The sequence below is a fragment of the Niallia endozanthoxylica genome, from assembly GCF_008710145.1.
Taxonomy (GTDB): domain Bacteria; phylum Bacillota; class Bacilli; order Bacillales; family Cytobacillaceae; genus Bacillus_BD; species Bacillus_BD endozanthoxylica.
In genome coordinates, this window is the sequence record NZ_VYKL01000037.1 from 88,129 (window position 1) to 100,698 (window position 12,570).

Annotated in this window: 8 protein-coding genes; 7 read left to right on the plus strand and 1 reads right to left on the minus strand. The window is 37.1% G+C overall.

Going from position 1 to position 12,570, the window contains the following annotated elements; translation table 11 throughout:
• Positions 1-8: 8 nt before the first annotated feature.
• From F4V44_RS21245 to F4V44_RS21260, 4 genes are all read left to right on the plus strand, one after another.
• Positions 9-1,964, plus strand: coding sequence for an oxidoreductase (locus F4V44_RS21245; RefSeq protein WP_150442012.1), 1,956 nt, complete (start codon positions 9-11; stop codon positions 1,962-1,964).
• Between the two features lie 237 nt (positions 1,965-2,201).
• The gene (locus F4V44_RS21250; protein WP_150442013.1) at positions 2,202-2,933 is read left to right on the plus strand and encodes a hypothetical protein; all 732 of its coding nucleotides are present in this window, start codon (positions 2,202-2,204) and stop codon (positions 2,931-2,933) included.
• Between the two features lie 525 nt (positions 2,934-3,458).
• Positions 3,459-4,130, plus strand: coding sequence for a TetR/AcrR family transcriptional regulator (locus tag F4V44_RS21255; RefSeq protein ID WP_150442014.1), 672 nt, complete (start codon positions 3,459-3,461; stop codon positions 4,128-4,130).
• A gap of 199 nt (positions 4,131-4,329) precedes the next feature.
• Positions 4,330-5,301, plus strand: a complete 972-nt coding sequence (locus tag F4V44_RS21260) for an MBL fold metallo-hydrolase (RefSeq protein ID WP_150442015.1) — start codon at positions 4,330-4,332, stop codon at positions 5,299-5,301.
• Positions 5,302-5,372: 71 nt separating this feature from the next.
• Here F4V44_RS21260 and pdxR read toward each other — a convergent pair whose 3' ends face one another.
• A complete protein-coding gene (gene pdxR, locus F4V44_RS21265; RefSeq protein WP_150442016.1) occupies positions 5,373-6,800 on the minus strand; it encodes a MocR-like pyridoxine biosynthesis transcription factor PdxR in 1,428 nt (475 codons plus the stop codon).
• A gap of 742 nt (positions 6,801-7,542) precedes the next feature.
• Between pdxR and F4V44_RS21270 the strand changes: the two genes are divergently transcribed.
• The 3 genes from F4V44_RS21270 to paaA all read left to right on the plus strand — a co-directional run bounded on the left by F4V44_RS21270 (position 7,543) and on the right by paaA (position 12,550).
• A complete protein-coding gene (locus F4V44_RS21270; protein ID WP_150442017.1) occupies positions 7,543-9,291 on the plus strand; it encodes an adenine deaminase C-terminal domain-containing protein in 1,749 nt (582 codons plus the stop codon).
• A gap of 491 nt (positions 9,292-9,782) precedes the next feature.
• Positions 9,783-11,108 (plus strand): phenylacetate--CoA ligase family protein, encoded by a 1,326-nt coding sequence (locus F4V44_RS21275; RefSeq protein WP_150442018.1) that lies wholly within the window; start codon positions 9,783-9,785, stop codon positions 11,106-11,108.
• Between the two features lie 485 nt (positions 11,109-11,593).
• Entirely contained in the window at positions 11,594-12,550 is a 957-nt protein-coding gene (gene paaA, locus F4V44_RS21280; RefSeq protein WP_150442019.1) for a 1,2-phenylacetyl-CoA epoxidase subunit PaaA, read from the plus strand.
• Positions 12,551-12,570 lie beyond the last annotated feature (20 nt).

The following is a 12,570-nucleotide window of genomic DNA, read 5'->3' on the forward strand; positions in this document are numbered from 1 at the left end:
GATAGAACGTGACAACATTCAAATATTTGTTTACACCAAAGAAAATTGGATCTACTTGGATAAAAAATCGAATTTTAAGTACTGGTCACATGACTTCTTATGTGGAAAATGGAATCCCTACAGACCGCCTAATCGCTTACCATAAAGAAAGAGCAAAAGGAGGAGCAGGATTAATCATCGTTGAAGCGAATGCTGTCCATCCAACAGCCTTTTTTACAGCGGATACGATTTGTGCGTTTAAAGATGAGGTCATTCCATATTATAAAAAACTAGCGGAAGCGGTTCATGAGTACGATACGAAAATGTTTGTTCAGCTCTTTCATCCAGGAAGAGAGGTATTCCCTTCAGGAACTTCAGTGGCGGTAGCGCCATCCGCTGTTCCGGCAGATCGCTTCCGAATTATTCCAAAGGAGCTCGAGAGGGAAGAGATTAAAGACATCATTAAAGGATATGCAGATACAGCAGTAAGGGTAAAGACAGGAGGGCTAGATGGTGTAGAAGTCGTCGCTTCTCATGGCTATTTGCCAAGTCAATTTTGGTCGCCGCGCTTGAACTTAAGAAAAGATGAGTATGGTGGGCAATCTATTGAAAATCGGTTACGTTTTTTAAAGGAAATTGTGGAAGCTGTTCGTGAGAAGGTCGGGCCAGACTTTGTCGTTGGATTACGTCTTAGTGTCGATGATTTAGAAGATGAAGGGGCAGAGTATGGAGAAATACAAGAAATTTTGCAGTATATCGATAAACACATTGGAGGCTTTGATTATTTCAATTTAACCGGTGGGAGTTCGGCAACCTATGCAAGTTCAGCTTTTATCGTTCCTCCTGCTCCAATCCCGCCTGCGCATTTCGCTTCACATGCCGCGAAAATAAGAAAACAAGTATCTGTGCCTATTTTTGTAGCAGGGCGTATCAATGATCCTGTCATTGCAGAGAATGTTCTCGCAAATGGTCAAGCAGATATGGTTGGTATGACACGAGCCATGATTTGCGACCCGCACATGCCTAACAAGGCATTGCGTGGGGAAATGGAACGCATTCGAGTTTGTATCGGTTGTAATCAGGCTTGTATCGGACATATGCAGCTAGATATTCCAATTAGCTGCTTACAAAATCCAGTTACAGGACGAGAACTTCAATACGCCGAAATGCCGAAAGCAAAGAAAATGAAGCGTGTCGTGGTGGTTGGCGGAGGGCCAGCTGGAATGAAGGCGGCAGTTATTGCTGCGGAACGTGGTCATCAAGTGACACTTTTGGAAAAGAGCGATGAATTGGGTGGACAAGTCAAAATGGCCCGTAAAATTCCTGGAAGAGAGGAGTTTGGGGAACTTGTCTCCAATTTGAAACGTGATTTGGATTACTATCGTGTTCAAGTTCATTTGAATAAGGAAGTAACAAAAGAAATGGTTCTTGCTATGAAGCCGGATGAAGTCATTATTGCTACAGGTGCCAATCCATATATTCCTCATATGAAAGGGATAGATTTTCCTCATGTTGTAACAGCCTGGGATATCCTGACACGCAGGAAGGAAGCCGGGAAAAAGGTAGTGGTTGCCGATTGGAAGGGAGATATGACAGGGGTTGGAGTTGCTCTATATTTAAAGGAACTGGGCTGTGATGTTGAATTAGTTACTTCTTGTTATCAAGTAGGACACTCTCTTCAGGAAAAGGTCAGAACATTTGCTTTAACTCAATTGTTCTTAAAGGAGATTGAGATGACTTCACAATATAAGCTTTCGGGAGTCGATACAACCTCAGTTTCTTTTGCGAATATTTACACGGGTCAAGAACTTCGACGTGATAATATTGATACGGTTGTCCTAGCCTATGGTCTCCTTCAAGAGAATGATCTCTATCATCAGCTAAAAGAATATGTACCTAATTTACACCGTATTGGGGATAGTCTTATTCCGCGAACAGTGGAAGAAGCTATTCTTGAAGGTTTGGAGCTAGCAGCCAGTCTGTAGAGTAATATGAAAAGAGTAAATAAGTGGGAGTCAGGATGTAACGAATATTAAATATAGCGTTACTACTGGCTTCTGTTTATTTTTAGCATGGTATCGGGCTACTATTATTGCTGGTTCGCCGCTTAGTAAGGAGCAATCATTTCATTAATCTTCTGAGATTCAATTAGTAAGAAATCTTCTTCCTTTCAGATTATAAAGTAAAAAACAATCCGACTAATAGAGAGGAGCTAGTAATAGGTGCACACTACTAAAATGCTGAATTCGAATGACTTTGTATTCAATATTGATGGGAGCAAGGCCTCCTTTGATGCTGTATTTCCAGAGTTTAATGAGAAAGATCGGATTGGAATTGTGGTACGAAAGTCTGCGGGAGGTATTGGTGCGAGTGCTTTAATCATGGCTGCTATAACGAGGTTCTATGATTTTTATCGTCCACAGCTAGGTAATGAAAGTGGCAAACTGAGAATCTACCCTGATTTTTTTATATTCCACGTGGGAAAGAGCCATATGAATCATTACTGGATGGATGTATGGCCTTCTCATAAAGAGGTTATAGTTGAGAACAATCCTGAGCATATATTGGAGGCTATTAATGATCGTGGTATAACTCGCTTGCTTGTGGAGGACATTCCATCATCACCAGCGACTTTTTTACGCGAAACAATTAGTAGTGCACAACATCGGCTTGTTAGTGCTCTAGCATATTCACCGACAGGTCGAGTTAATCAAGGGGATGTGAGTATTATGAGTTGCGCTGCTGCAGAAGATTGTGTCCTTGCATCATTAGAGATGTCGGAAGAGTTAACAGAAGAAGTAAGGGAACAATTACGGAAGAGTCGGCATGCCTTATTTTCTAAAGGTCGTGTGATGGAGACATATCGCCGAGTTGAAGTTTCAGACGCTTTACATATGCTTACTCAATCACCTAATCTTATTTCTGTTATAGACCGCCAAATGAATATGCCATGAGTAAATCGGACCATCAAAAAACATTAGGGAATGTCATTTATAGAATTCGAGGGACACTAGGTAAAAATTGGAAAGTGAAGGTTTTATATGCGAACTGACGGCTCAAGGAAATCGTCTTAATACAGACATTTTCTCTGGGCCGTCTTTTGTAATGGCTAGAGAAATATTTCCTATTGAGAGCTTAGATTTGCTATAATCCCCAATTCCTTTAATAGATATGGCTATATCCAAGAAAGGTTCTACTTTTTTGAAGGGACCTTTAGCTAATCAGTAGAGTAGATATTCTTATTAAAAATCACATTCATAATATGAATTTGTTCATAATCTTATTTTATATTATAATATAAGTGTTAAATATTAGTGAAATTTTTTAATTTTAAAAAGGTAAAAGAAAAAACATCTTATCATTTTCAATATTTAAATTGACCGAATTTTATAAATATTATAGGTTTATAAATGGGGAATTATAGGTAAAATAACTATTTATTTAAGACTGTGAAAATTTAGGACAAGGGGGAGATTTTTATGAGTCGTAAAAAGATACAGATGAATCGTATGTGGAAATATTTTGTGGATGCAACAGCTCAAATAATTGAAGAAGAAGGCGTGGAAAACGTTACAATAAGGAAAATTGCCGATATTGCCGGGTATACTAGTTCAACTATATATAATTATTTTGAAGAACTATCCCATCTGATTTTTTTCGCTTCGATGAGATATCTTAATGAGTATATTAAGGAACTATCTTTTTACATGACTACAGGAAAAAATACAATAGAAAAATATATATTAAGCTGGGAATGTTTTTGTAAACATTCTTTTAATAATCCACAGATTTATAATGCTATTTTTAATGCTGATTTAGGAAGCAAACCAGAAGAACTACTAGCTCGTTATTTCGAAGTTTATCAGGACGATTTAACAGGACTATCTGAAGAAGTGAAACCTTTAATCTTTGAACATAATATTACGAAAAGAAGTAAAGCGGTTTTGCAAAAAGCTGTGGAAGAAGGTTATCTAGATAATGAAGAGAGTGAAGATATTGTTAATATGACTATTTTGATATGGCGTGGAATGCTAACAACTTTTCTAAATAATCGCCGAGATTGTAATCCCGAAGATGCTGCAGCAGAAACGATGAGATATGTCCGGAAGATAACAATGAGTGCTTTAAAAAAACCGTTAGAGTTATCTTAATCGTTAACTTATTTTGTTAAGTTAGAAAGCGAGAAAACAGCAAGAAGGAATGCAGGAGCAGGGTTAACCCTGCTTTTTCATGTAGGGGATATTTAGGTAGAATGATTTCTATCCACGCAAGTTGATGGTATGCTCGGATAGCATATGCTAAAATCATTATCAGAAGATTCATAAATCCGGTAAAAGGAAGCAATGTCTAATGAATAAATGTTTAGAAAATCTTAATCAATTATCGATGGTAACAAAAATTACAGAAGATATCTATTTGGTATCCTTACCTGTTCCTTTTGGAATGGTGCAAGTAAATTGCTATTTACTGCGGGGAGAAAAAGGTTTCACAGTAGTTGATACCGGTATGTATTCAAAAGAATCAATGAATATTTGGGATAAAATTGTGGAAACGGGAGTAACCTTTGAAAAGATTGTTTTGACTCATTATCATATTGACCATTTAGGACTTGCCAGATGGTTTCAAGAGAAGTATAAAGTACCTGTTTATATTTCTAAGCTCGGGTACCGAGAAATGAAAAAACGGCAAAAAGACGATTATGCGGATTATGTTATTAGCTTATTTAAGCAGCATGGCTGCTTGGAGTATTCAAAACCTGAAACAAAATTTGATTCATACATTTATAATTTTGAACCGGATGGCCTATTTGAAGATGGTGAGCAGATTAAGTTGGGTGATGAAATATATGAAGCTCTATGGACGCCTGGCCACTCTGCCGATCATTTTTGTTTTTACCATCACGGGAAACAGATGATGATTGTTGGTGATCTTATATTGAATAAGATATCTCCGATTGTGTTAATTGAGTCCCATCATGATGTCAATCCTCTAAAGGAGTATTTTGCTTCTTTTGAAAGAGTGAAGAAGCATCCTGTTTCTATTGCACTGCCTGGTCATGGGAATATCATTGAAAATGTAAATAAACGAATGGAAGAAATTAGGTCTGGACATCATCACCGTTTGGAGGAAATGGTTCATGCCGTAAAGGATGAGAAGAAAACCTCTTTCACCGTTACCCAGGAGATTTATGCCAAGGGAAAGGCATTGAAAGGGCCTCCTCAATTAATGGCTACTATTACACGATTCATTTACCTAGAGTCCATTGGAAAGGTAAAGTCCGAGGAAATAAATGGGAATATATATTACAGAGCGGCGGAATAGAGTCTAAAAAAGGAATTCATCGCTTTTTTTGACATAAGGTGATGAATTCCTTTTTTTAGATCATTGTCTGTCTAAATCAGGATATTTGCTAATCTTTTAATTCCCTCAATAATTCTTGTAGATTCAAGATGGGCAAAGCCAAGCAGCAACCCTTTCCGAGAGCTTTCCAAGCAATAAGGGCTGAGCGGGAAAACACCCACACCTGCTTTTAAAGCAGCGTTGACTGCCTCGTATTCATCAAATTGGTCATGACTTTCCAATAATACATGGAGTCCTGATTCTGTTCCAAGAATATGAAATTTCTCAGCTAAACCGGAAGCCGTTAAGGTCTGAATAATATGGCGATGACGTTTATGATAGATCGAGCGCATTCTTCTGACATGCTTTAAAAGGTCACCCGTTTCGAAAAATTGCCCCAGTGCAAGCTGCTCCATAACAGGTAAGTGACGACAAACAAACTCCTGTACTTTCGCCATTCGAGCAATAGCTTCCTCTGGTCCAATGACCGCAGCTAAACGTATTCCTGGAGCGAGCAGCTTTGTGAAGCTTAATAAATATAAAATATTTGTTGGTAATTGTGAATATAAGCTTGGGATAGGACCGCCCCGATAGCGGAATTCTCCGTCATAGTCATCTTCAATAATCCATGTTTGATTTTGTTGAGCAAACTGAATCAATTCTTGTCTGCGGTTCGCCGTCATCAACACACCGCTTGGAAATTGGTGTGAGGGCGTTGTAAAAATCATTTTTGTATGAGGTGAGATTTCTCCTACACATATTCCTTGATTATCAATGGGAATAGGTTCAATCTGCATATTACGGTAGCGCATCGATGTCCAGGCAACCGGGAATCCTGGATCTTCAACAGAAACTAAATCACCTTCCTGTAAGAGAGCTTGAGCAATAATATCCATTGTCTGCCTTGCTCCTAAGGTGAGAAGAATTTGATTGGGCTGAACATGAATGCCTCTTTCAATGGCTAAATAGCGGCTGATTTGTTCCCGAACAGAATACAAGCCGTAAGAAGAGCTGTAGCCCCAGTCAAAAACATTTTCCTCCCTCATCGCTGTATTGGAAGCACGCCTCCATAGCTTTTGAAAGATTGGATCAATATAAGGCACATGCAGACGAAAATCGATTTCGGCTTTTTCCTCTTGAGCTACTTCAGGCCAGTGGTCTACACCCTCTGTTTTTTCCTCAAGAAAAGGTTTTGACGGAATGGCTGGAACAGTATGTTCAGTAGATTCATCCTTGTCAGGCATAATATCACACACGCGGGTTCCGCCTCGTCGAGAGGTTATAACATATCCGCGCGATTGCAGCTCCTCATAGGCAATCTGCACACTTGACCTGGAAATCGAAAGCTCCTGTGCCAGCTGCCGCGTAGGAACGAGCGGATCCCCCGGTGAAAGCTGTCCATTTGTTATATATTCAATCACTTGATCCACAATCTGTAACCAAAGTGTTCTCTTATCCTTCTTATCGAGTTTAATATACATGAATATCCAAACCCCCAACCTATTAATATGGATTGTTAGTATTATCATAGAATAGTTTAATAGATAAATCCATAAAAATTGGTGTCAGGCACCGTGCCCCAGTTGGTTGAGAAAAACTGGGTCACGGTGCCTTTCTTGTGTGGGACAAAGGACCTGTCCCTATGGCTCACCTTTTCTTGTGTGCCAGGCATGGCAACTATCTTGGTGGTGAAAGTCCACTGTGGGGGTACACATCGGCCAACCACTAAGGAAGCGCAAGGTACTTATCGTGAGGTAGGGGCTGGAGGAATCGTGGAATAAAATCTTGGCTCGCCGTACAGAAATCTGATATTAAGGCTTTATAAAGGGATGAGACTCCAAGACAAGTCAAAGTCCAAAAGATGTGCGTAACTTTATAGAAACACCAAGTAAAAATATTGCTATTGTCACAACTAATCCCAATATATCTATCCGGTAAATTATAGAGATGTTTAAGAACCAGCAGCTTAACTATTCTAGGGATTATGTAAAAGAGATATATAAGTTTTCAGAAATATATATATATCAACTACTTTAGTGAGCGTACACGAAATGATATAATAAGTATTTATTAGAGCTGGATACATATGGTGAAGGAAATGATCTCAGCATCATCTTGATGTAGTAGAAGCATTTTTTTTGTAATGAATCCAATAAATGCGATGGCAGCCATTTTATTGTGGTAATAGAACTTATATTTAATATCATATATGGGGGTTTACAAGTGGATAATACAAATTATAGATGGAGCAACAAACAAATCAGAAATCATGTACAGGTACTTAATGAAGATAAAAAACCTCATATTATTCTAAAAAACGCAACCTATTTAAATACTTATCTACATCAATGGTTAGTTGCGAATATTTGGATATATGAAGATCGTATTGTGTATGTAGGGGAGAATCTTCCTGAGAATTCAAATGAATATGAAGAGATTGATTGTCAGGGACAATATTTAGTCCCTGGATATATTGAACCGCATGCCCACCCAGATCAGCTATATAACCCTCTTACATTAGCAAAACATGCGGGGCAATTCGGCACAACGACTTTAATTAATGATAACTTAACCATTTTCCTTGAGCTCCCTATCAAAGCAGCATTTGAATTATTAAATGAATTTAAAAACATTCCATCAAGTATGTACTGGTGGTGTCGTTTTGACGGACAAACTGAGCTGGAAAGTAATCATAATATTTTTAATAATGAAGATGTAATTTCTTGGCTCAAACATGAATCAGTACTGCAAGCTGGAGAGCTAACAGGGTGGCCGAAATTATTAAATGGCGATAACCAAATGCTATCCTGGGTACAAGAGACAAAGAGGTTAAATAAAAAAGTAGAAGGGCATTTTCCAGGAGCCTCTGAACGTACTTTAGCAAAATTAATGTTAATGGGCGCGGATTGTGATCATGAAGCAATGACGGGTCAGGAAGCACTTACACGTTTAATGCAGGGTTATACTGTATCTCTTAGGCATTCATCTATTCGACCTGATTTAGACATTCTTATAAAAGAGTTAATAGAGTTAGGTGTCCAAAAATTTGATCGATTTTTCTTTACTACCGACGGTTCACATCCTTTTTTTTATGAAAATGGAATGACGGATGAACTGATAAAAATGGCCATTAATTATGGAATACCATTAATTGATGCTTACAATATGGCAAGTTATAATATTGCCCGTTACTATAATATGGAACATTTACATGGATCCATTGCTACAGGGAGAATAGCTAATATTAATTTTTTGGAGAGCAAAAATAACCCAACGCCTATCAGTGTATTAGCAAAAGGTAAGTGGATTAAGCAAGATGGCATTGATACTAACGAGTTTTCATCCCTCAATTGGGGAAAGTATCAAATGTCCCCCCTTCATTTAAAATGGACTTTACTTGAAGATGATTTGATATTTTCGACCTCAAATGGAATTCATTTAATAAATAATGTAATTACCAAACCGTATGAAAGTAGTATCGATTTGGATAGTGAGGAATTATCGCTTGAACATGACGAATCTTTTCTTATGATGGTTGATCGAAATGGATCTTGGAGAATAAATACGTTACTGAAAGGGTTTGCTCAATATTTGGGTGGATTTGCAAGTTCCTATTCTGGTACGGGAGATATATTAATTATAGGTAAAAGAAAAACAGATATGTTAATTGCTTTTGAAAGAATGAAAGCAATCGGTGGCGGCATGGTTTTGGCAGAAGAAAATCATATACTACACGAAATTTCGTTACCTTTAACGGGGATTATGTCTAATCTTGATATGAGCTCTTTGATTAAACAGGAGAAAAAAATGATAGAGTTACTAAAAGAAAGAGGCTATAAGTATAACGACCCTGCCTTTTCCTTATTATTCTTCTCTGCCACTCATTTACCATATATTAGATTAACCCCAAGTGGTTTATATGATGTGAAAAACAAGGAGGTTTTGGTTTCTCCAATAAAAAGGGGCAAGTAACAGTTTAAGAGGAAAATGAATAGACAGACCAGAGAAAAAAAATAAAATTCAAAGGGCAAACCTGTGACGGGTTTGCTTTATTGTTGGACGGACAGTGACAATACTGAAATAACGGAAAGCATTTGGTTAATGTTACAGAGGGAAAATGTGCTTAGAACAACTAAATAACAAATCAAGTTGCAAAAAAAAAATAAAAAAATTTAATTATTTTTCACTATTAACGTATTGAAAAGTTAGTAAAATATTATTGTGTTATTTATTTTTAATATTTAAAATATTAATAAAACAGTGGTTTTTATGTGAAAATAAATATACTAAAATAGAAGCTTGTAATTGGTTTTAAATTATTAGAAAAATCATAATATATTTACAACTATTTTGATGTGTGATACTTTATTAATACGAAATATAACAAGAAAAACTAAAATACATAAATTCTTGTTATATTATATTTTAGAAAATTGAAATAATTATGAGAAGGAGAGAAGAAGATGATTATCCACAGAGAGGAAACTTATTTGCGTAAGGAGATGGAAGCGCTTCAGTTAAAACGCTTAAAAGAAACAGTTGAGAGGGTCTATAACAAAGTACCATTTTATCAAGATCAGTTTAAAGAAAGAAATCTATCACCTGAGAGCATCCAATCTATTGAAGATTTAAAGAAACTTCCTTTTACAAAGAAAAAGGCTCTGCGAGATAACTATCCTTATGGCTTATTTGCTGTTGATATGAAGGATATTGTTCGAATTCACGCTTCATCGGGTACAAGCGGAAAACCAACCGTTGTTGCATACACCCAAAATGATATTGAAAACTGGGCAAGTATAGTTGCACGAGCTATTGCCATTGCAGGCGGGGAGCCCGATGGAGTCTTCCAAAATGCCTATGGATATGGGTTGTTTACCGGCGGTTTGGGGATTCATTACGGTGCAGAAAAACTTGGAATGGCAACCGTTCCAATATCAGGAGGAAATACAGAGCGTCAAATAACGGTTATTGAGGATTTTAAACCAACAGTTATTGCTGGAACACCATCTTATATTTTAAAAGTGGCTGAAGAAATGAGTGCTCAAGGTCAAAATCCTCGCGAAAGTTCATTAAAGTTCGGTATTTTTGGAGCGGAGCCATGGTCAGAGGAAATGAGAAAATTATTGGAAGAATCACTTAATATAAAAGCATGTGATATTTATGGTTTAAGTGAAGTCATGGGACCAGGTGTGGCAATGGAATGTCATGAAGCACAAGATGGTCTGCATATTGCAGAAGACCACTTTATCGTAGAGGTCATAAATCCAGATACTCTTGAACCAGTTCCTGATGGGGAAGAAGGAGAATTAGTTTTCACTAGTTTAACGAAGGAAGCGTTTCCTGTTATACGTTATCGTACGGGTGATATTGCATCAATTACTAGAGAAAAGTGTAAATGTGGCAGAACCACTACAAGAATGTCACGTGTAAAAGGTCGTATAGATGACATGTTGATTATTCGTGGTGTCAATGTATTCCCGTCGGAAATTGAACATTATTTAATTCAAATGGATGAGATTGCCCCGCATTATCAAGTGCAGCTGAAAAGAAATGACAATCTTGATATTGTAGAACTTCATGTAGAAATTACTGAAAGAATCTATGAACAAGTAAATAGAAATATGGATCATGAATCTATTGCATTAATTAAGAAAGCGGTTCAACATTCAATGAAAAACCATTGTTTAGTAAGTATGAATGTAAAAGTGTTATCTCCAAAAAGCATTCCAAGATCTGATGGGAAAGCTATACGTGTCATTGACCGGAGAGAAGAAGCATTACTGGTATAGAATAGGACTTTTAAGTGGGAAAATGAGAGTTAAGTAAATAATAGCAATAATAGTATTTCAGTAATTTCGAACATTGGTAATAATGTGAAATAAATATACTGCGCTTAAACAGGCATAATTCCTACAACAATGGAGTTATGCCTGTTTTCTTTTTGTCTAAGTGAAATCAGTATAGGCCAGTTATCGAGGAGATAATCCCAAAATAAGAAGTCCAAGAGTTTTCTTTGAAATGAGGACTCTCTTATGTCCTAAAATGTATAACAAATAAGTAGAAAATGTGGAATACATAGGTTATGTATTGTTGTTTAGTTTGTATATAAAGACTAAATATAATGGGGTATAAGGGCTGACAAACACTTGATATCACTGGATATAACGGCTTCAATTTTTAAATATATAAAATTATCAGAAAATGGTTGCATTTAATATAACAATAAATTATAATTACGTTATAAAGTTGTTATATAGATAAGGAGGCAATAAAAATGATAAATATATCTTCGGTTGTTGACGAATCTGAAAAACTAGAACAATTTATGCAGCGAATTGAAAATGGTGAGAAGATCGAAGTAGATGACTGGATGCCTGAGGAATATAGAATAGCATTGATTAAATTAATCTCTATGCATGGAATTAGTGAAATTATGGGAGCTCTGCCTGAAAAAGAGTGGGTTCCAAAAGCTCCTTCCCTACAACGTAAGCTTGGCATTATGGCAAAAGTACAGGATGAGATGGGACATGGACAATTATTATTACGTGTAGCAGAAGATTTATTAAAACCTTACGGAAAAAACAGAGGAGATTTAATGGATGATTTATTTAAAGGAGATTTAAAATTCCATAATGTCTTCCATATGGCAACAAAGACTTGGGGTGACGCAGGCTTAATTGGATGGCTTGTGGACGGGGCAGCGATTATTACTCAAACAAATATGTTAAATGCTTCATACGGCCCATACGCCAGAGCCTTGCATCGTATATGTGCAGAAGAAGTGTTTCATGCTCAACACGGGGAAGCAATCATTATGGCGCTTGCGGAAGGAACAGAGGCACAAAAAGAAATGATCCAGGATGCGCTAAACAGATGGTGGCCGGCACTTCTTATGTTCTTCGGTCCAGCAAGCAGTGATACGACAGGGACATCTAAACAGGATGTAACAATTAGATATAAGATTCGTCCAAAATCAAATGAAGAACTTCGTCAAGACTTCTTCACGAAATATATACCAAGAATTTTATCGCTAGGGCTTACCATTCCTGATCCGACTATTCATTTTGATGAGGAAAAACAAACATGGATTTATCAGCAGCCTGATTGGAACGAATTTAAGCAAATCATTAAAAATAAAGGGCCGCGTTCTCAGGAAAGATTAAATCTGCGTCGTACATCCTATGAAAACAATGCTTGGGTTCGAGATGCATTAGCGGCAGTGATTAACTGATAAAACGGGAGGGGGACCAA

Coding starts and splice junctions, on each gene's coding strand:
- F4V44_RS21255 (WP_150442014.1), top strand. CDS start 3,459: ATGAGTCGTAAAAAGATACAGATGAATCGTATGTGGAAATATTTTGTG.
- F4V44_RS21260 (WP_150442015.1), top strand. CDS start 4,330: ATGAATAAATGTTTAGAAAATCTTAATCAATTATCGATGGTAACAAAA.
- pdxR (WP_150442016.1), bottom strand. CDS start 6,800: ATGTATATTAAACTCGATAAGAAGGATAAGAGAACACTTTGGTTACAG.
- F4V44_RS21275 (WP_150442018.1), top strand. CDS start 9,783: ATGATTATCCACAGAGAGGAAACTTATTTGCGTAAGGAGATGGAAGCG.
- paaA (WP_150442019.1), top strand. CDS start 11,594: ATGATAAATATATCTTCGGTTGTTGACGAATCTGAAAAACTAGAACAA.